Genomic DNA, 19,354 nt, shown 5'->3' on the forward strand with positions numbered 1-19,354 from the left:
ATGTAAATGACAGAGACCGCACACAACCGCACAATCATTTCGGTCGACGCCATGGGCGGCGATCGCGGACCGGTGGCAGTTGTCGCCGGTCTTCAGGATTCTGCGGACAGGAACCACGATATCGGGTTCATCCTGCACGGCGACAAGCCGACGCTGGAGCGCCTGGTTGCCAAGCACAAGGGCCTGGCCGAGGTCTGTGAGATCCGTCACGCCGACGAAGTCGTGACAATGGACGCCAAGCCCAGCCATGTGATGCGCAATGGCCAGCGAACCTCGATGTGGTCCGCGATTGATGCTGTGAAGAACGGCGAGGCCGACGTGGTCGTGTCCTGCGGCAACACCGGCGCGCTGATGCTTTTGTCGATGGTGCGGCTGCGCAAGCTGTCGGGCGTGAACCGCCCCGCCATCGCCTGCATGTGGCCTTCCAATAACCCCGGCGGGTTCAACGTGATGCTGGACGTGGGCGCGGATATTCGCGCCGACGAAATGGACCTGCTGCAATATGCGCTGATGGGCGCCTCTTACGCCCGCAACGGCCTTGGCCTGCGCCGCCCGCGCATTGGCCTGCTGAATGTGGGTACCGAAGAACACAAGGGCCGGGCGGAAATGAAGGCCGCGCATGAGCTGATCTCGGACGCCGCCGAAGTGGCCGATTTCGAATTTGCGGGCTTCGTTGAAGGCGGTGATATCCCCGGCACGCGGGTGGATGTGATCGTCACCGACGGCTTCACTGGCAACATCGCGTTGAAAACCGGCGAAGGTACCGCGAATTTCGTGAACACTTCGCTTCGTGAGGCGTTCAAGGCCACGATCCTGTCACGTCTGGCGGCGATTCTGGCCCTGCCCGCGCTGAAGCGGCTGGCCAGTCGGATCGACCCTCGTCGGGTGAACGGCGGCGTGTTTCTGGGCCTGAACGGCACCGTGGTAAAAAGCCACGGCTCAGCGGATGCCACCGGCGTCTCTTCCGCCGTGAAACTGGCCTATACGCTGGCGCAAACAGGATTTACCCAGAAGCTCGCCGCGCGGGTTGCATCCGCCCCGATCTCGCGTCAGGATGGCCTGACGATGGGGCAACTGGACCCTGAGGTCCAAGAGGGTAAGCAGGCGGAATGACAACACGCGCAGTCGTGACGGGCGTCGGGCACTACCTGCCCGACAGAGTGGTTCCCAATTCCTTTTTCGAAAAACTGGTCGAGACCTCGGACGAATGGATTCGCTCCCGGTCCGGCATCGAACGGCGCCATTTCGCGGCCGAGGGTCAGACGACCTCGCAGATGGCCGCTTTGGCCGCGCGCGCAGCGCTGGACAATGCCGGATTAGCGCCTGATGACATCGACGCGATCATCGTTGCCACCTCGACCCCGGATCTGACCTTCCCGTCCGTCGCCACAATGGTGCAGAACGAATTGGGCATGACGCGCGGCTTCGGCTTTGACGTTCAGGCGGTTTGTGCGGGCTTCGTCTTCGCGCTCAGCACCGCCAACGCGCTGGTCACCTCGGGCCAGGCCAAACGCGCCCTGGTGATCGGGGCCGAAACCTTTTCGCGCATCCTGGACATGACCGACCGCGCCACCTGCGTTCTGTTCGGGGACGGCGCCGGCGCCATCGTGATCGAAGCGCAGGATGGCAGTGGCGACAACAGCGACCGCGGCATCCTGTCGGCGGACCTGAACTCGGACGGGCGCCACCGCGACATGCTTTATGTCGACGGCGGGGTGTCCTCGACCCAGACCTCGGGGCATTTGCGGATGCAGGGAAATCCCCTGTTCCGTCAGGCGGTTGGCAAACTGACCGAAACCGCCGAAACGGCGCTGGCGAAGGCCGGGTTGACCGATGATGACGTGGATTGGATCGTGCCGCACCAGGCCAATATCCGCATCATCCAGGGCACCGCCAAGAAGATGGGCGTACCGATGGATCGGGTCATCGTCACCGTGCAGGATCATGGCAACACCTCGGCTGCATCGATTCCCCTTGCCCTGTCCGTCGGTCGTGCCGAAGGCAAGATCAAACAGGGTGATTTGCTGGTTACCGAGGCGATCGGCGGCGGTCTGGCCTGGGGAGCGGTGGTAATCCGCTGGTAAATGCGGCTTTAGGCCCGTTTCCCAAGCCATTGATATTGACTCGTAAAATCAAACCTCCCTATTCTTCCTGAAAGCATTCAGGGGGATGGTATGAGCGATAAGACACTGACACGCATGGACCTGAGCGAAGCTGTGTTTCGCGAGGTTGGCCTGTCGCGCAACGAAAGCGCGCAATTGGTCGAAAGCGTTCTGGGCCATATGTCCGACGCGTTGGCCTCGGGCGAAAGCGTCAAAATCTCGTCTTTCGGCACCTTTTCGGTGCGCGACAAGGCCGCCCGCGTGGGCCGCAACCCGAAGACCGGGCAGGAAGTTCCGATCCTGCCGCGTCGGGTTCTGACCTTCCGCCCGTCGCACCTGATGAAAGACCGCGTCGCGGACGGCAACAAACGATAAAGCAGCACAAGCAGCAAGCAGGCACAGACATGGACAACAAGTCACCCGACGCCTTCCGCACCATCAGCGAGGTGGCCGAATGGCTTGGTGTGCCGACCCATGTGCTGCGGTTCTGGGAAAGTCGCTTCAGCCAGGTAAAGCCGGTGAAACGCGCCGGTGGGCGGCGGTATTATCGCCCCGCCGACATGGAGCTTTTGGGCGGCATCCGCAAATTGCTGCATGACGACGGCATGACCATTCGGGGTGTGCAAAAACTGCTGCGCGAAGAGGGCGTGAAACATGTCGCGGCCCTGTCTCCGGGGCTTGATGCACCTGGGACGACGACGGATGTGACGCCCACGAACGTGGTTGAACTGCGCAGCAGTGAAACCGAGGCGACGCCTACGCCAGAGCCGACTCCAGAACCGGACATCGCACCGTCCTCTGCCCCCGAGCCCGAACCCACCACCGCGCCGGTGGTTGAGACGCCAGCGGCGCATGCCGATCCCGAGGACAGACCTGAACCGGTTGCTCCAGTCGAAACGCCCATCGCCGCCGAAGCCTCAGAGGCTCCAGCCGACCCGGTTGACCTGACCAACGACGACGACACGGAAACCCCCGACGAAGTCACGTTCCACGCCCATGCCTCCCCTTTCGCGGCCGATCCCGTGCTGGCTGACACGCCGCCCGCACCAACACTGGACACAGAGACACCGGCCACGTCGTTGGACGACACGCTGGAAAGCCCTCAGGACATCGCCTTTCACGCCCATGGCACCGACTTTGCGGACGAAGACAACACCGCACCGATGGCGCCCAGCGACGAGGAACCCGCTGAATTGCCGCCACTTTCGGCAGCCGATGCAGCGGCAGGGTCTGAAGTTGAGCCCATACCAGAGCCTGAACCCGCGCAAGAAGCCATTCCAGAGCCGAGCCCGCGGCCAGCAAAGGTCGACATTTCACACATTCCCGCGGATCCGGACGAAGACGGCCTGCCATCCACCGGACCTTCGCTGCCCGCCCGTCTGCGCAAGGCGCGCAACCTGGCTGATCAAGCGCCGAGCACCAGCCCTGCAGCGCTTCAGGCGCTGTCCGACCGGCTTCAGGCTCTGTCCGATCGGATGGCGCGCGACAATCCCGGCCGCGCCCCGCGCTAAGGCGAAAATGATGCGTTTTGCCGCTTGCCCCCGCCCGGAAAAACGCTATGTAGACATCCAAGTCGGGCTATGGCGCAGCCTGGTAGCGCGTCCGTCTGGGGGACGGAAGGTCGCAGGTTCGAGTCCTGCTAGCCCGACCAACATCAAAACCGCCCGCCCGGTATACGGGCGGGTGTTTTTGGTTTCAGGGGGAAGAGGCGCATGAAAACCGGCGTTCTGGCAGACCGACAGATTTCTGACATGATCGCAGCGGGCGGCATTTCTGCCTCGTCGCCGATCCTGAACGAACAAATCCAGCCTGCATCGCTTGACCTGCGCCTTGGCGACCGCGCCTACCGCGTGCGGGCCTCGTTCCTGCCCGGCAAGGGCCGCACGGTGCAACAGCGGTTGGCGGAACTGACGATGCACGAAATCACTCTGACCGGCGGTGCGGTGCTGGAAAAGGGCTGCGTCTATGTCGTACCGCTGATGGAGCGGGTGGCCCTGCCCCAAGGCATGACAGCGGCGGCCAGCGCGAAATCCTCAATCGGGCGGCTGGATCTGATGACCCGTGTCATCACCGACCAGGGCACCGAGTTCGACCGCGTGCCCGAAGGCTATGACGGCCCGCTTTACGCGGAAATCTGCCCGCAGAGCTTTTCCGTCGTGGCCCAGCCCGGCCAGCTTTTGAACCAGATCATCTTTCGCCAGGGCAAGACCCTGATCGACGACGCCGAACTACGCGATATCCACGCCCGCAGCCCGATCGTGTCGGGCGACCCGGTGATCTCGGATGGCTTGGGCTTTTCCGTCGATCTGAAGCCCAGCAAGGGCGATCTGGTCGGCTTTCGCGCCAAGCGTCATTCGGGGGTGGTCGATCTGTCCAAGCTCGATCACTACGACCCGGCGGACTACTGGGAAGAGGTGCGCACCTCGGAAGGCCGCATCATCCTGGACCCCGGCGCATTCTATATCCTGGTGTCGCGCGAAGCGATCGCGATCCCGCCCGATTGCGCGGCGGAAATGGCGCCGTATCTGGCGATGGTGGGCGAGTTTCGGGTGCACTATGCGGGCTTCTTCGATCCCGGGTTCGGGTATGACGCTGCGGGCGGCGCGGGGTCACGCGGGGTGCTTGAAGTGCGCTGCCACGAAGCGCCCTTCGTTTTGGAGCACGGGCAGGTGGTCGGGCGGCTGGTCTATGAACGCATGTCCGAAACGCCGCAGCAGCTTTACGGCACTGACATCGCGTCGAATTACCAAGGCCAAGGCCTGAAACTGTCGAAACATTTCAAGGCTGTATGAGACAGAACTAGCGGCTGAGCCCGCCTTTTTCGAACCGTGCTTCGGACTTGATCCAATCCAGATCAAGCGTGTGAAACAGGTGGTCCTGAAGCCGGTCACAATAGGTCAGGTACGGGGCCGGATCAGACGGCACGAACCAGGTTTCCCCCTTGCAGACCGCCGCGATTTCGCTGTCATGGGTGATCAACTGCGCCACCGGGCGGGTGCCCTTTTGCGGCAAGGTTACGAAAACCTGCGCCCGGATGGCTTCCAGCGCGCGCAGATCCGAAATCCGCATGTCATCGGGCATGAAATCGGCCAAGGTCACATCGGGCCAGACATAATCGGTCCAGTCGCTCCAGTTTTCCCCGTCTTTACCAAAGAACCGCACCCGCGTGGTGTCGGGCCAAGGCGGGGTATAGGCGGTTTCACCGATGCCGACCAAGGGGGTGCCGTCGCCCGCGCGCCACAACACGATCTGGGTCCGGTAAGACCCACCACCGGTGCCTTCATCCATGATTTCAACAAAGCCCGCAGGGCCATTCACCGTGATCGGCAGTGCCGTGCCCCAATCGGGCGAGGTGGTGACCCAACCATTCCCCTGCTGGCGCAGATCATAGGTCAAATCCGGTGTGACCCTGCGAATGTCGCGATAGGCGTCCACCACTGACGGATCGGCCACCGCGCCGCCTGCCAAGGCAATAAGCCCCAGCGCAATCAATGATTTACGTAGCATCTTGCCCCTCCACATGACACGACTAGCCTATCATGGCAAAGGCCGCCGCCCCATGATGTGGGTCAAGCGTTCAGCGCAGGCGGCGGGCCAGCTTTGCAGCCTGCCGGGCCTTGCGCGCAGTTTTCTTGCCTGCCTGGGCGCGCTTGCGTTCCTCTTGCGTCATCTCGTCGGCTGGTTGTCCGCCGCCGCCCCGACGCGACGCCATGCCGATGCCGGCATCCACGCCCTTGTTGATCACACGCCGGGTGATTTGCCGGAGTATCATGTTGATGATCTGGTTGACGTTCATTGCGTCCTCCTGTCGCTGCTCGCGAGTTCACTATAGCATGACATAGGCAATTTCACGGCAAACCGCAAAAAATGCAGATTTTCGCGCGACTGGCTCAAGCCGTGCCACGGGTCGGCGGGACATTTTGCGGGCCGACGGCACACCTTCTGCCAGCGCCTCAATCCTCGAACAACTCGGACTGGCCCTCGGTGCTTTCCTCTTCCTCGTCGCTGTCGGGCCCCGGCATCAAACCCGGCGGCGGGCGGCTTTCCAACAGGCCGGCCGAGCGCAACTCTTTCAGCCCCGGCAGGTCACGCGCGCTTTCCAGGCCGAAATGATCCAGGAAACCCTGTGTCACCACGAAGGTCACGGGGCGGCCCGGCGTCATGCGGCGGCGGCCAAAGCGGATCCACTCCATTTCGATCAGCTGATCGACCGTGCCGCGCGACACGGACACGCCGCGGATCTCTTCGATCTCGGCGCGGGTCACCGGTTGGTGATAAGAGATGATCGCCAGCGTTTCGATCGCCGCACGCGACAGTTTGCGCGTCTCGACGGTCTCTTTCTGCATCAGGTAGCCCAGATCGGGTGCGGTGCGGATCGCCCAGGCGTCGCCCACCTTCACCACCGACACGCCGCGCCCTTCATAGCGCTTGCGCAAATACACCAGCGCCTCGGCGGCGTCCGAACCATGCGGCATGCGCGACTGCAATTCCGAGACGGTTACAGGTTCGGCGCTGGCAAACAGCACCGCTTCGACCATGCGTTCCTGTTCGCCCATCGGGGGCGCTTCGAACAGGCTTTCCTCTTGGTCTTGCTCTACGTCATTCATCCGGTTTCCTGCGTATCTGAATGGGCGCGAAGGTGTCGCCCTGTCGTATCTCGATCGCGCCCGCCTTGGCCAGTTCCAGCGAGGCCGCGAAATGGGCCGCGGTGGCGCTGCGTCGCTTGGCGGGGTCGGTTTCCCAGCCTTCGGGCACATAGCTTGTCAGCTCGGTCCAGTCACCGGCAAAGCCGATCAGCCCGCGCATGCGGTCCAGCGCCTGTTCCATCGTGTAAAGGCTTTCGCGATCCATCACGAAGGGGCGGAATTCGTCCTTGGTGCGGATGCGGGCATAGCCCTGCATCAGGTCCAGCAGCGTCGCGGTATAGGTCACGCGGCGCACGCGGGTCACGTCCTCGGGGATGCCGCGGGCAAAGAAATCGCGCCCTAACTGGTCGCGCGCCATCAGCTTGGCGGCCCCGTCGCGCATCGCCTGCAACCGCTCCAGCTGGAACGCAAGATGTGCGGCCAGCTCTTCGCCAGAGGGCCCCTCTTCGCCGGGCTCGGGTGGCAGCAACAGGCGGGATTTCAGGAAGGCAAGCCAGGCGGCCATCACCAGGTAATCGGCGGCCAGTTCGATGCGCAGATGGCGCGCCTTTTCGATGAAGCCCAAGTATTGCTCGGCCAGCTCCAGAACGGAAATCGTACGCAGGTCGACCTTCTGCGTGCGGCTGAGCGTCAGCAGCAGGTCCAACGGGCCTTCGAAGCCGTCGACATCGACGATCAGCGCCTCGGCGGCCATCCGCTCGGAAACGCTTACCACATCCGCTTGAAAATCCTGTTCTTCAGCCATCCGCCGCCCGACCCGTCATCAGGGTCTGAAATTCGGCTTCTGCGGCGGCAATGTCAATGGGCGTGGGATCACGGCGCCAGGTCAGGGCGGCATCTGCGCGCGCTTGGGCAGCCTCGGACAGCGGGCCGCAGGCATCGGCGACCTCCTGCATTTCCTCCAGCACACCGTTGCAATGCAGAACGATGTCACAGCCCGCCCTCAGCGACGCGCGGGCACGCAAAGACAGCGGACCATCCAGCGCCTGCATCGACAGATCATCCGTCATCAAAAGCCCGTCAAATTCGATCTTGTCGCGGATCATGTCGATCACGATGGGCGATTGCGTTGCCGGGCGCTCGGCATCCAGCGCCTCATAGACCACATGCGCCGTCATCGCGAGCGGCAGGCCCGCAAGCGGTTGAAACGCCATGAAATCGGCCCAACGCAGGGCGCGTTCTTTGGCTTTCACGCGCGGCAATTCCTTGTGACTGTCCGATGTGGCGCGGCCGTGGCCGGGAATGTGTTTCATCACCGGCAACACGCCGCCATCGATCAGCCCCTGCGCCACGGCGCCGGCGATCTCGGCCACCTTGACCACGTCGTCGCCATAACAGCGGTTACGCAAGATCGGGTGGGTGTCCGGGGTGGCAATGTCGGCCAGCGGCGCGCAATTTCCGTCGATCCCGACCGCGCGCAGCTCATCCGCGATGATGCGATAGCGCAGATACATCGCGCGCACCGCCTGGCGTTTGTTCTGGGCGACCTGCTCCAGCGGCGGCAGCCAGTCGCGCCAATGCGGCCCGGTCATGCGGGCCACGCGGCCACCTTCCTGATCGATGAAGATTGGCGCGTCGCGCCCGACGGCGCCGCGCAATTCGGCGGTCAGGGATTTCAGCTGTTCGGGCGTGTCCACATTGCGGGCAAACAGGATAAAGCCCCAAGGCTGCACCCGTTCGAAAAACGAGCGTTCCTCGGGCAGGAGGTTCAGCCCCTCGCACCCGAATATGAACGCGCCCTGCCGTGCCATGTTATCGGGTCACAACCGGAATACAGGCGGACTTGCCCGCCATCAGGACCGAGCAGAAACGGCGTGCGTCGCTGAGGTCTTCAAAGCCTAGCGCGCGCAGACGATAGAAGGTCTTGCCGCCCGATTGCGCCATTTCGATCACACGGCTTTTGCCGCCCATATAGTCCTCGAACCGACCAGACAGCTTGGTCCATTCGGCGCGGGCAACATCCTGGCTGTCAAAGGCCCCCAACTGCACCAGACGCGTGCCAACCGGCAGGCTGGCGGGGTCTACATCCTGCACCGCAGATGCTGCGGCGACGGGTGCAGAGGCGGGGGTGGAAGCGGCGCGTGCCACGACCTGGGTGTTCAGGTTGGCCGGGCGACGCTGGGGAATGGGCGACGTTTTCACACCGGGCACCGAGGCGGGAATGACGGCAGTTGCAACCCTCACCGGCGCGACCTGTTCAATCGCCTGGACCGCTGCGGCCACGGCTTCGTTCACGTCATTGCTCAGCGGGGCAACGCCGTCGCTGATCGCATCGGCCAGCGCAAGGGCTGCCGCGACCGGGTCAGAGGTGTCAGACAACGCTCGGGCCACGACCTCTTCGGTCGCGGCCGCAACGTCCTCGGCAACAACCAGCGGCGCGGCTTCGACACGGGAATTGGCGCTGGGATCAACCGGGGTGTCTTCGGCGGTAAGCTCGACTGGGCGCGGCGCCAGTGTCAGCGTATCGGCGGGCGCGGCGGCAGTGCCTTCGGCCTGAACCGCATTTACCGACAGCCCCTGATGCTCGGCAGATGTGCCACCCGGATTTTCCGGTTGCACCCGCATCGGGCCCTCCAGCGCACGCACGACCGGAACCCCGGAAACGTCACGCACGGCCAACTGGTAACCCCAGACACCAAGCCCGACGATCAGGCCCAGCGACATGATCGCACCTGCCCAGGACACGATCGAACCGGATGTCGCCGGTGACGTGCCTTGCGTGTTTATATTGTTCGGCGCCTGAACAGCGCCCCAATCTGCTTGTGCCATGCCTGCCTCACACATCCCGCGCGGACGCCGTGCGCCCTGCGGGTAAACTGCCTTGCCTCAACACCCAGAGACCGAACAGCACTTGTGATCAGCGCATTTCCTCGGCCGGGGTTACCCCAAGAATACCAAGACCGGCGGAAATAACAACGGCGACGGCGCGCGGCAGAGCGATTTTCGCCGCTGTTGCCCCCAAGTCACCCTCATTCAGGAAGCGAAGCCCGGGATTGTCGTTGCCCTTGTTCCACAATGCGTGGAAATCTGATGCAAGTTCATAGAGATAGAAGGCAACGCGGTGCGGCTCATGGGTGCGCGCGGCGATCTCGACCAGGCGCGGCCATTCTGCCAGTTTCTTGGCCAAAGTGATCTCGGCCACGTCGCTCAGGGCCGGCGTGTCGACGTGGGTCACGCCAAGATCCGCAGCCTTGCGCATCACGGACCGCACGCGGGCATGGGCGTATTGCACATAGAACACCGGGTTCTCGCGACTTTGCTCAAGCACCTTGTCGAAATCGAAATCCAGTGTCGCGTCGTTCTTGCGGGTCAGCATCACGAAGCGGGTCACATCAGGGCCGACCTGATCGACCACATCGCGCAGGGTCACAAAATTACCCGCGCGTTTCGACATCTTGAACGGCTCTCCGTTCTTATAGAGCTTGACCATCTGCGTCAGCTTGATGTCCAGCGGCACCTGCCCGTCGGACAGGGCCGACACCGCGGCCTTCATCCGCTTGACGTATCCGCCATGGTCGGCGCCGAAAATGTCGATCAACGCGTCATACCCGCGTTCGACCTTGTCGAAGTGATAGGCGATGTCGGGCGCGAAATAGGTCCAAGAGCCGTCGGATTTCTTCACCGGGCGATCCACGTCGTCGCCGTGTTCGGTCGATTTGAACAGGGTCTGTTCGCGCGGTTCCCAATCCTCGGGCATCTTGCCCTTGGGCGGCTCCAGCACGCCTTCATAAATCAGACCCTTGTCTTCCAGCGCTTTCAGCGCGGCTTCGATCCGGCCGGTACCATAGAGGCTTTTTTCGCTAAAAAAGATGTCCATCTGAACGCCCAGCGCCGCCAGGTCGTCGCGGATCAGCTGGAGCATTTTTTCGGTGGCATAGCCGCGGATCGGTTCCAGCCAGACGGCTTCGGGCTGGTCCAGCCACGTGTCACCGACCTCGGCCGCCAGCGCCTCGCCCACCGGAACCAAGTAGTCACCGGGATACAGGCCTTCGACGATCTCGGGCGCGTGGCCCAGTGCCTCGCGGTAACGTTCGTAGGTCGAGCGCGCCAGCACATCCACCTGTGCGCCGCCATCGTTGATGTAATATTCCCGCGTCACATCGTGGCCCGCATAATCCAGAAGCCGCGCCAACGCGTCGCCAAACACCGCGCCACGGGTGTGACCGACATGCAGCGGGCCGGTTGGGTTGGCCGAGACAAACTCCACGTTGACCTTCTGGCCCGCGCCCATCGTCGACCGGCCATAGGCGGCATCTGTCAGAACCTTGGTGACCAGCCCGGCCCAAACCGTATCGTCCAGCCGCAAGTTCAAAAACCCCGGCCCGGCGACCTCGGCGCTTGTGATGCGCGCATCGGCGGACAGCTTGGCGGCCAGCGCCTCGGCGATATCGCGCGGCTTCATCCCGGCGGGTTTGGCCAGGACCATCGCCGCATTGGTGGCCATGTCGCCGTGGGCGGCATCGCGCGGTGGTTCAACCGCCACATTGTCCATGGCCAGGCCGGCAGGCAAGCTGCCCTCGGCCGCCATCGCCTCAAGGTTTTCCACCACAAGGGCGCGGATATCGCTGAACAGGTTCATTTCGGGTTCCTCTTTCGTCGCTGCACGCTTTAGCATGAGGGGCCAGAAGGTCAACGCCCGGCTTGACGCCCCTGCCCCGTGCGTTACCGTGAAAGGCATGACAAACATCCAAATTCACTGCCTGAATCCGCTGGTCGCCACCGCCGACGATGTTTTTGATGCTGACTTTGCCAAACACGCCATCGAAACCGGGCAAAAGGCCGGTCTTGGCCGGGCCAAGATCGCCGCTGGTGACAGCGGTATCGAAAGCCGGGCACGCACCAACAGCCACGCGGGCATCGACCCATGGAGCGACCCGGTTTTTACCGCTTTCGTCGAACAAATCTCGGATCTGGTGCGCCTTCCACCGGAGAATTGTGAGCCGGCCACCCTGCTGCATTACCAGGGCGAGGAGGAGTTCAAACCGCATCAGGATGGGTTCGATCCCGGCGGCTTCTCCTCCCCGCATTTGCTCAATGGTGGGCAACGGGTGTTCACCTGCCTGTGTTACCTGAACGACCCGCCGTCCGGAGGGCACACGACCTTCCCGCAACTGCAACTGACGGTGCGACCCAAATTGGGCCGCGTCTTGATCTTTGCCAATACTCTGCCCGCCTCGGACGCAATACATCCCCACGCGCAACATGCAGGTGAACCAGTCAAAGAGGGCGAGAAATGGGCCTTGACCCTGTGGTGGCGCGAGGCGGCCTACCACGTGCCGCGCAGCTATCCGCCGCAAGAAGGCCCCATGCGCGAGGTCTGAGCCGAATTGACAGATCAAGTCCCCCCTGTGTAGGGTAAACTACGTCATTTCAACTCACTCGGAGTAGACTATGAAATTTGTCAAACCAACCGCCGCACTGGCAATGTCCGCAACGATGGCTGCAACTGCTGCCAACGCTGGCGCTTTGGTCGATCCGATCGTCGAAGCAGACGTCATCGTTGAAGAAGCGTCGACCAGCTCTTCGGCAGGCCTCTTGATCCCGCTGCTCCTCCTCCTCATCATCGGCGTTGCACTGACGCGCGGTGGTGGTGGTAGTGAAAGCCCGATCGGGCCGATCGGGCCGCTCACACCGGGATTCTGACCACCGCATCCCTGAAATACTACGGGTCGAACGGATTGCCCCGTTCGACGCGTAATTCTTGTGGAAATCTATCTTTTTTTTCGGATTTGGCAGCCACCCTGCGGCGCCACTTGCTTTTTGTGCCAGCACGCTTGTGGCAGCAATGGTCACACAACCTTTGACAGGTCCACCCTGCGCCTCTACCGTTGCTGAGACGGCTCTCAACGGGTCGCGACCACAAAAAAACGAGGGTACACATGAAATTTGCAAAGCCGACGGCCGCCTTGGCCATATCTGCCACAATGGCAGCCACTGCCGCCAACGCTGGAGCTTTGGTCGACCCGATCGTCGAAGCAGACGTTATTGTCGAAGAAGCATCGTCCAGCTCCTCGGCCGGCATCCTGATCCCGCTGCTGTTGCTCATCATCATCGGCGTGGCGCTGACGCGTGGTGGCGAAGCGACACCTGGCTGACCACCAGGACATTGAAATGATGACGAATCGAACGGGTCTCCCCGTTCGGTTTTCGACTCGTTTCGAGAAGATTCGTTCAATTTTGGGCTGAAAAGCCACACCGCGATACCATTGAGTGTTTGTGACCGGAAAAAGTCGCTTGAAATTTGACAGTCCGCACCGCGTGGTTCTACCGTCGCGGCGACGGTCCGCGAGCGACCGCAACTACATACAACGAGGGTACACATGAACATCAAATCCATCGCCGCCGCGACACTCATCGCTGCCACTGCCTCCACTGCCGCAAACGCTGGCGCCTTGGTCGATCCGATCGTCGAAGCGGATGTCATCGTCGAAGAAGCATCTTCCAGCTCCTCGGCCGGCATTCTGATCCCGCTGCTGTTGCTCATCATCATCGGCGTGGCGCTGACCCGTGGTGGCGAAGCGGCGACTACCTGACCACCAGGACATTGAAATGATGACGAATCGAACGGGTCTCCCCGTTCGGTTTTCGTCGCGTTTCGCGAAAATTCGTTCAGTTTTGGGGTGAAAAGCCACACCGCGATGCCATTGTGCGTTTGTGACCGGAAAAAGTCGCTTGAAATTTGACAGTCTGCACCGCGTGGTTCTACCGTCGCGGCGACGGTCCGAGAGCGACCGCAACTACATACAACGAGGGTACACATGAACATCAAAACCATCGCCGCCGCGACACTTATCGCTGCCACCGCGTCCACCGCTGCCAACGCTGGCGCCCTGGTCGATCCGATCGTCGAAGCGGACGTCATCGTCGAAGAAGCATCGTCCAGCTCCTCGGCCGGCATTCTGATCCCGGTTCTGCTGCTGATCATCATCGGCGCAGCTTTGCTGCGGAATGATGGCGGTAGCTAAGTTCAGCCTACCGTTCCTTTAGGGGCGTGCGCAGGTTGCGCGCGCCCTTTTTCATGTCCGACATCCTTCCCGCCGCCGTTCAGGTTGTAAGGCGTTTGTGCTCCTGAAGCGCAAAACGGTCGGTCATCCCGGCGATGTAGTCTGCAACGACTCGGGCCAAAGCGGTCTTGTCCCCCGCCTGCGCCACGTCTGCCTGCCATTCCTCCGGCAAAAGCGCCGGGTCAGCCAGAAACAACGGAAACAGCTCTTCGACCACCTGCGTCACCTCGGCCCGCATCACCACAACGCTGGGCGCGCGATACATGCGTTTGAACAGAAACGAGCGGATCGCCTTCAGGTCTTGCCACAGCGCGTCAGAGAACCGGATCACCGGACGCCCCAGGGCGCGGATGTCTTCGACCGAGCCCGGGTTGGCCTCTTGCAATAGCCGCTTTGAGGTCACCAGAACGTCGGAGACCATCACCCCAAAGACCCGGCGCAACGCCTCGTGCTGGCGGCGTTTCAGGTCCAGACCGGGGTGGACGCGGTCGACCTCGGCGAAGGCCTCACCGATGATCGGCAGAGTGCAAATTTCATCCACAGTGAACAGCCCTGCCCGCAACCCGTCATCCAGATCGTGGTTGTTATAGGCGATGTCATCGGACAGCGCGGCGACCTGTGCTTCACCGCCCGCGTGGGTGTCCAGCTCCAGCGGATGGCGCGCGTCGTATTCCGCCAGCGCGTAAGGCAGATCACCTGTCACCGGACCGTTGTGCTTGGCAATGCCTTCCAGTGTCTCCCAGGTCAGGTTCAGCCCGTCCCAGCCCGCATAATGGCGCTCAAGCGAGGTGACGATGCGCAGCGCTTGGGCGTTGTGGTCAAACCCGCCATAGGGCGCCATCAGCGCGTCCAGCGCGTCCTCTCCGGTGTGCCCGAACGGAGTGTGGCCCAGATCGTGGGCCAGCGCCACGGCCTCGGTCAGGTGACTGTTCAGCCCCAGGGCGACCGCGATCGTACGCGCCACCTGCGCCACCTCGATCGAGTGGGTCAGCCGGGTGCGAAAATAATCGCCTTCGTGCTCTACGAAAACCTGGGTCTTGTGTTTCAGGCGCCGAAACGCGCTGGAATGGATGATCCGGTCGCGATCCCGTTGAAAAGGTTCACGAAAGGCGCTTTCTTCTTCGGGATAAAGCCGCCCGCGGCTGCGTGCGGGGTCGCTTGCAAATGTCGCCAGCATGTCTGCCTCGTCTTGCCGGTCTCGGTCCTCCCCCCTATATTCCATTCGGCGAACAGAGGAAACGCGAAACGATGGAATTAACCCTGCCCCCCAAAGTCTCGGACCGCGCCTTTGCGCGGCTGGCGGAAATCGGTGCCAATGCCGACGGCAAAGCCCTGCGCGTGGCCGTCGAAGGCGGCGGATGTTCGGGCTTTCAGTACGAAATCACCCTGGACGCCCCGGCGGACGGCGACCTTGTGCTGGAAGGCGCGGGCGAAAAAGTCGTGGTGGACGACGTGTCCCTGCCCTTCCTGGCCAACGCGGTGATCGATTTCACCGAAGAACTGATCGGCGCGCGCTTCGTGATCGACAACCCGAACGCCACGGCCTCCTGTGGCTGCGGCACCTCGTTCTCGATGTAACAGCGTGGCGTTGCGCCGCGTTTCGCCATCCGACACACACGTTATGCAGGAGCCACTCATGACCAGCCGCTACACACTTGGGTTTCGTTGGGTCCATTGGATCATGGCGCTTGTCATCCTCACGATGCTGGCGTTCGGACAGAAGTTCGCAGGCGAGATGACCGTGGCCGACCGCACCTTTTCGTTGGGGGCGCATGCCTCGCTCGGCGTCCTGGTGGTCATGTTTCTTCTGACCCGGATTGTCTTGCGCCTGACAGGACGTTCCGGCCGCCCGAACCACGCCATCGCCCCCTGGCAAAGCCTGGCCTCGAAAACCGTGCAGGCGGGGATTTACCTGTGCCTGATCTTCGTGCCGGTGACCGGCATCCTGACCGCCCGCGCGCATGAGCTTCCGGTGCAGCCCTTCGGCATGGCGTCGATTTCGACATCTGACCCGGCGTTCTATGACATGATCCGCCCGCTGCATGACTATGGCACCAAGGCGCTGATGCTGCTGCTTGCCTTGCATATCGGCGCGGCGCTGATGCACCGCTTCGTCCTTCGCGATGGGGTCATGGCCTCCATGAGCCTTCTGCGGCAAAAGTGACTTCCCAATTGCCGCGCAAGCCGCTACCCCGCCCCCATGCGGTATGACACGATCATCATTGGCGCCGGTGCGGCGGGGCTGTTTTGCGGCGCCGAAGCGGCGCGCAGCGGCAAGTCCACCCTTGTGCTGGACCACGCGAAAAAGCCGGGCGAGAAGATCCGAATTTCCGGTGGCGGGCGCTGTAACTTCACCAACATGTTTGCCGGGCCTGAAAATTTCCTGTCGCAAAACAAGCACTTCGCCAAATCCGCGTTGAAACGTTTTACCCAGTGGGATTTCATCGACCGGGTCGATCGCGCGGGCATCGCCTGGCATGAAAAGACGCTGGGGCAGCTGTTTTGCGACGACAAGGCGACCCAGATCATCGACATGCTGCTGGATGATTTGAAGTCCACGGGGGGGGAACTGCGGCTGGACACGTCGGTGCAGTCCATCGCGCAGGATGACGACGGGTTCACCCTGACCCTGCCCACAGGTCGGGTGCGTTGCGCAAACCTTGTCATCGCCACTGGTGGAAAATCGATCCCCAAAATGGGCGCGACCGGGCTTGCCTATGACATCGCACGTCAGTTTGGCCATGCGTTGACCGAAACGCGCCCCGGCCTTGTGCCGCTGACCTTTCCCGAGGGACGCTTTGCCGCCCTGTCCGGCCTGTCGCTGCCCGTGCGCATCTCGAACGCCCGCGCGACGTTTGACGAGGCGATGCTGTTCACCCATCGCGGCCTGTCCGGCCCCGCGATCCTGCAAATCAGCTCTTACTGGCGCGAAGGTGAACCGATCGAGGTGAACCTGATCCCCGACCTGCCGCTGTTCGATCTTCTCGCAGCACAGCGGCAACTGGAAGGGCGGCGCAACCTGACAACCGAGCTTGCCCGCCACCTGCCCGCCCGGCTGGTTGATCACCTGTCCAACCCGCTGGGGCTGACCGGCAACCTGGCCGATCAGAGCGACACCCGCCTGCGGAGCCTTGAACATGCGTTGTCGCACTGGCAGCTCATCCCGAACGGCTCGGAGGGCTACCGCACCGCCGAGGTCACCTTGGGCGGGATCGACACCGACGGGCTGGACAGCCGCACGATGATGTCAAAAACCACGCCGGGTCTGTATTTCATCGGTGAATGCGTGGATGTCACGGGCTGGCTGGGCGGCTACAATTTCCAATGGGCCTGGGCCTCGGCCCACGCCGCCGGGAACCATATCGCCGCGTCCTGACTTGTGCCCATGGCGCAATGCCCGTTACATGGGGCCAGTGTCGCGCGGAGGTCCCCATGAAAATCGCCAGTTTCAACATCAACGGCATCAAGGCCCGGCTGCCCGCCCTGACCGATTGGCTGGAGGAGGCCAAGCCGGACGTGGCGATCTTGCAAGAGATCAAGTCGGTCGATGAGGGCTTTCCCCGCGAGCACTTTGAGAACCTCGGCTACAGCGTTGAAACACATGGACAAAAATCCTTCAACGGCGTCGCGCTTTTGTCGAAATACCCGTTGGAAGACGTGGTGCGCGGCCTGCCGGGGGATGAGACCGACGAACAGGCGCGCTATATCGAAGCGACCGTGGTGGGCGACACGGCTGTGCGCATCTGTGGGCTGTATCTGCCCAACGGAAACCCGGTGCCAGGACCGAAATATGACTATAAACTGGCCTGGATGGAGCGTTTAAGATCCCGTGCCAAAGAATTGTTATTGCAAGAAGAACCGTTCTTCATGGCCGGGGATTTCAACATCATTCCGCAAGCCGAAGACGCGGCCCGCCCCGAAGACTGGACCGAGGACGCGCTGTATCGCTTGGACAGCCGCGACGCCTATCGCCGGATCGTGAACCTGGGGCTGACCGACGCTTTCCGCGCCCGCAACCCAGCACCCGAGCAATACACGTTTTGGGATTTCCAGCGCGGGTCCTGGCAGCGCAATGATGGCATTCGGATCGACCATTTCCTGTTGTCGCCGCAATGCGCCGACCTTCTGGTCGACTGCCAAATCGACAAAGAAGTGCGCGGGCGCGAAAAACCGTCAGATCACGTGCCGATCTGGGTTGAGCTTGCTGCATAAGGACATGACATGACACGTAAAATCATCATCGACACGGATCCGGGGCAAGACGACGCCGTGGCCATCCTTCTGGCGCTCGCCAGCCCTGAGCTTGACGTTCTGGGCATCACCGCCGTGGCGGGCAACGTGCCGCTGCCGCTGACCCAGAAGAACGCGCGCATCGTGTGTGAACTGGCGGGGCGCACGGATGTGAAGGTCTTCGCCGGTTGCGACGCACCACTGGAACGCCCGCTTGTCACTGCCGAATACGTGCATGGCAAGACCGGGCTGGACGGACCCGAGCTGCCTGATCCGACGATGCCGCTCCAGGACGCCCACGCGGTGGATTTCATCATCGATACCCTGCGGGATGAGCCTTCGGGCAGCGTCACCCTGTGCCCGCTGGGGCCGCTCACCAACATCGCCACCGCGTTTTCCCGCGCGCCGGATATTGTCGACCGGGTGCAGCAGATCGTTCTGATGGGCGGGGCCTATTTCGAGGTGGGCAACGTCACCCCGGCGGCTGAATTCAACATCTATGTTGACCCACAAGCTGCTGATATTGTGTTTAAATCCGGTGTCGATATCGTGGTGATGCCGCTGGACGTCACTCACAAGGCGCTGGTCACCAAAGCGCGCAACGATGCCTTTCGCGCACTGGAGACCAAAGTCGGCATCGCCGTGGCCCAGATGACCGATTTCTTCGAACGGTTCGACCGCGAGAAATACGGCTCGGATGGTGCGCCGCTGCATGACCCTTGCGTCACCGCCTTTCTGATCGCGCCCGATCTGTTCACCGGGCGGCGGGTTAACGTCGCTGTCGAAACCCGGTCGGACCTGACACTGGGCATGACGGTTGCAGATTGGTGGGGCGTGACCGATCGCGCGCCGAATGCGCTGTTCATCGGTGACGTGGATTCGGACGGGCTCTTTGCCCTGCTGACCGCGCGGCTGGGCCGGTTGTGAGCGCGCTCAGGCTGGCCTCAACCGACGATCTGGACCGGCTGGTCACGCTTGTCGAACGCGCTCATGCGCTTGAGGGGATCACCCAGGATGACGCGGCCCGTCGCGACGCGCTTTACCCGCTGCTGGAGGGCACGCCGTATGGTGCGATCTGGCTGATCGGCCCGCGTTCGGCCCCAGTGGGGTTCATCGCGGCAAGCTTCGGCTGGTCGATCGCACGCGGTGGGCTGGAAGCGAGGATCGACGCCTTTTTCATCCGCGAAAAAGTCCGCGGGCGCGGCATGGGGTCCGAGGCGCTGGCAAGCCTGGCGCGCGCCCTGTCCGAACAGGGGATAACCGCGCTGCACCTTGAGGTTGCCGCGGACAACGATGCGGCGCGGCGTCTGGGTCAGCGTCTTGGTTTCGCGCATCGTGACCAGACGGTTCTGATGACGCGCGCGGTATAAGC

Annotated in this window: 24 protein-coding genes and 1 tRNA gene; 17 read left to right on the forward strand and 8 right to left on the reverse strand. The window is 62.5% G+C overall.

Annotated elements, in window-relative coordinates; all coding sequences use genetic code 11:
* The first annotated feature begins 6 nt into the window (after positions 1 to 6).
* From plsX to MN188_RS05020, 6 genes are all read left to right on the forward strand, one after another.
* Positions 7 to 1,113 carry a phosphate acyltransferase PlsX gene (gene plsX, locus MN188_RS04995; RefSeq protein WP_242106487.1) on the forward strand — a complete coding sequence of 369 codons (1,107 nt, stop codon included), beginning with the start codon at positions 7 to 9 and terminating at the stop codon, positions 1,111 to 1,113.
* Positions 1,110 to 2,084 carry a beta-ketoacyl-ACP synthase III gene (locus tag MN188_RS05000; RefSeq protein ID WP_242106488.1) on the forward strand — a complete coding sequence of 325 codons (975 nt, stop codon included), beginning with the start codon at positions 1,110 to 1,112 and terminating at the stop codon, positions 2,082 to 2,084. The genes plsX and MN188_RS05000 overlap by 4 nt, the downstream gene beginning before the upstream one ends.
* A gap of 90 nt (positions 2,085 to 2,174) precedes the next feature.
* The gene (gene ihfA / locus MN188_RS05005; RefSeq protein ID WP_242106489.1) at positions 2,175 to 2,477 is read left to right on the forward strand and encodes an integration host factor subunit alpha; all 303 of its coding nucleotides are present in this window, start codon (positions 2,175 to 2,177) and stop codon (positions 2,475 to 2,477) included.
* A gap of 29 nt (positions 2,478 to 2,506) precedes the next feature.
* Positions 2,507 to 3,613, forward strand: coding sequence for a MerR family transcriptional regulator (locus MN188_RS17575; protein WP_275116081.1), 1,107 nt, complete (start codon positions 2,507 to 2,509; stop codon positions 3,611 to 3,613).
* Between the two features lie 63 nt (positions 3,614 to 3,676).
* A tRNA-Pro gene (locus MN188_RS05015) sits at positions 3,677 to 3,753 on the forward strand.
* 61 nt (positions 3,754 to 3,814) lie between these two features.
* Positions 3,815 to 4,894, forward strand: coding sequence for a 2'-deoxycytidine 5'-triphosphate deaminase (locus tag MN188_RS05020; RefSeq protein ID WP_242106490.1), 1,080 nt, complete (start codon positions 3,815 to 3,817; stop codon positions 4,892 to 4,894).
* 7 nt (positions 4,895 to 4,901) lie between these two features.
* Here MN188_RS05020 and MN188_RS05025 read toward each other — a convergent pair whose 3' ends face one another.
* The 7 genes from MN188_RS05025 to argS all read right to left on the reverse strand — a co-directional run bounded on the left by MN188_RS05025 (position 4,902) and on the right by argS (position 11,327).
* Positions 4,902 to 5,609: a hypothetical protein gene (locus MN188_RS05025; RefSeq protein WP_242106491.1), complete on the reverse strand. Its 708-nt coding sequence runs from the start codon at positions 5,607 to 5,609 to the stop codon at positions 4,902 to 4,904.
* 70 nt (positions 5,610 to 5,679) lie between these two features.
* A complete protein-coding gene (locus MN188_RS05030; RefSeq protein WP_242106492.1) occupies positions 5,680 to 5,898 on the reverse strand; it encodes a hypothetical protein in 219 nt (72 codons plus the stop codon).
* A 157-nt stretch (positions 5,899 to 6,055) separates the two neighbouring features.
* Complete coding sequence (gene scpB, locus MN188_RS05035; protein WP_242106493.1) at positions 6,056 to 6,709, reverse strand: SMC-Scp complex subunit ScpB; 654 nt, start codon at positions 6,707 to 6,709, stop codon at positions 6,056 to 6,058.
* Entirely contained in the window at positions 6,702 to 7,493 is a 792-nt protein-coding gene (locus tag MN188_RS05040; protein WP_242106494.1) for a segregation and condensation protein A, read from the reverse strand. The genes scpB and MN188_RS05040 overlap by 8 nt, the downstream gene beginning before the upstream one ends.
* The gene (locus MN188_RS05045) at positions 7,486 to 8,499 is read right to left on the reverse strand and encodes a glycoside hydrolase family 3 N-terminal domain-containing protein (RefSeq protein WP_242106495.1); all 1,014 of its coding nucleotides are present in this window, start codon (positions 8,497 to 8,499) and stop codon (positions 7,486 to 7,488) included. The genes MN188_RS05040 and MN188_RS05045 overlap by 8 nt, the downstream gene beginning before the upstream one ends.
* A gap of 1 nt (position 8,500) precedes the next feature.
* The gene (locus MN188_RS05050; RefSeq protein ID WP_242106496.1) at positions 8,501 to 9,517 is read right to left on the reverse strand and encodes an SPOR domain-containing protein; all 1,017 of its coding nucleotides are present in this window, start codon (positions 9,515 to 9,517) and stop codon (positions 8,501 to 8,503) included.
* Between the two features lie 88 nt (positions 9,518 to 9,605).
* A complete protein-coding gene (gene argS, locus MN188_RS05055) occupies positions 9,606 to 11,327 on the reverse strand; it encodes an arginine--tRNA ligase (RefSeq protein ID WP_242107417.1) in 1,722 nt (573 codons plus the stop codon).
* 97 nt (positions 11,328 to 11,424) lie between these two features.
* Between argS and MN188_RS05060 the strand changes: the two genes are divergently transcribed.
* The 5 genes from MN188_RS05060 (at position 11,425) to MN188_RS05080 (ending at position 13,713) form a co-directional block, all read left to right on the forward strand.
* On the forward strand, positions 11,425 to 12,069 hold the full coding sequence (locus MN188_RS05060) for a prolyl hydroxylase family protein (protein WP_242106497.1): 645 nt from the start codon (positions 11,425 to 11,427) through the stop codon (positions 12,067 to 12,069).
* A gap of 70 nt (positions 12,070 to 12,139) precedes the next feature.
* Positions 12,140 to 12,391, forward strand: coding sequence for a hypothetical protein (locus MN188_RS05065; protein WP_242107476.1), 252 nt, complete (start codon positions 12,140 to 12,142; stop codon positions 12,389 to 12,391).
* A gap of 236 nt (positions 12,392 to 12,627) precedes the next feature.
* Positions 12,628 to 12,843, forward strand: coding sequence for a hypothetical protein (locus MN188_RS05070; RefSeq protein ID WP_242106498.1), 216 nt, complete (start codon positions 12,628 to 12,630; stop codon positions 12,841 to 12,843).
* Between the two features lie 225 nt (positions 12,844 to 13,068).
* Positions 13,069 to 13,281, forward strand: a complete 213-nt coding sequence (locus tag MN188_RS05075) for a hypothetical protein (protein WP_242106499.1) — start codon at positions 13,069 to 13,071, stop codon at positions 13,279 to 13,281.
* Positions 13,282 to 13,506: 225 nt separating this feature from the next.
* Positions 13,507 to 13,713 (forward strand): hypothetical protein, encoded by a 207-nt coding sequence (locus MN188_RS05080; RefSeq protein WP_242106500.1) that lies wholly within the window; start codon positions 13,507 to 13,509, stop codon positions 13,711 to 13,713.
* Between the two features lie 79 nt (positions 13,714 to 13,792).
* Here the strand turns inward: MN188_RS05080 and MN188_RS05085 are convergent, their stop codons facing one another.
* Entirely contained in the window at positions 13,793 to 14,929 is a 1,137-nt protein-coding gene (locus MN188_RS05085; RefSeq protein WP_242106501.1) for a deoxyguanosinetriphosphate triphosphohydrolase, read from the reverse strand.
* 71 nt (positions 14,930 to 15,000) lie between these two features.
* Here MN188_RS05085 and MN188_RS05090 point away from each other — a divergent pair, with 71 nt between their 5' ends.
* Genes MN188_RS05090 through MN188_RS05115 form a run of 6 tightly spaced genes read left to right on the forward strand, consistent with a single transcriptional unit; the run spans position 15,001 to position 19,352 of the window.
* On the forward strand, positions 15,001 to 15,330 hold the full coding sequence (locus MN188_RS05090) for a HesB/IscA family protein (RefSeq protein ID WP_242106502.1): 330 nt from the start codon (positions 15,001 to 15,003) through the stop codon (positions 15,328 to 15,330).
* Positions 15,331 to 15,388: 58 nt separating this feature from the next.
* The gene (locus MN188_RS05095) at positions 15,389 to 15,916 is read left to right on the forward strand and encodes a cytochrome b (RefSeq protein ID WP_242106503.1); all 528 of its coding nucleotides are present in this window, start codon (positions 15,389 to 15,391) and stop codon (positions 15,914 to 15,916) included.
* Between the two features lie 36 nt (positions 15,917 to 15,952).
* Positions 15,953 to 17,128, forward strand: coding sequence for a BaiN/RdsA family NAD(P)/FAD-dependent oxidoreductase (locus MN188_RS05100; protein WP_242106504.1), 1,176 nt, complete (start codon positions 15,953 to 15,955; stop codon positions 17,126 to 17,128).
* Positions 17,129 to 17,184: 56 nt separating this feature from the next.
* The gene (gene xth, locus MN188_RS05105; RefSeq protein ID WP_242106505.1) at positions 17,185 to 17,964 is read left to right on the forward strand and encodes an exodeoxyribonuclease III; all 780 of its coding nucleotides are present in this window, start codon (positions 17,185 to 17,187) and stop codon (positions 17,962 to 17,964) included.
* 9 nt (positions 17,965 to 17,973) lie between these two features.
* A complete protein-coding gene (locus MN188_RS05110; RefSeq protein ID WP_242106506.1) occupies positions 17,974 to 18,909 on the forward strand; it encodes a nucleoside hydrolase in 936 nt (311 codons plus the stop codon).
* Positions 18,906 to 19,352, forward strand: coding sequence for a GNAT family N-acetyltransferase (locus MN188_RS05115; RefSeq protein ID WP_242106507.1), 447 nt, complete (start codon positions 18,906 to 18,908; stop codon positions 19,350 to 19,352). The genes MN188_RS05110 and MN188_RS05115 overlap by 4 nt, the downstream gene beginning before the upstream one ends.
* Positions 19,353 to 19,354: the final 2 nt, after the last annotated feature.

Source organism: Aliiroseovarius subalbicans (assembly GCF_022678625.1).
GTDB lineage: Bacteria > Pseudomonadota > Alphaproteobacteria > Rhodobacterales > Rhodobacteraceae > Aliiroseovarius_A > Aliiroseovarius_A subalbicans.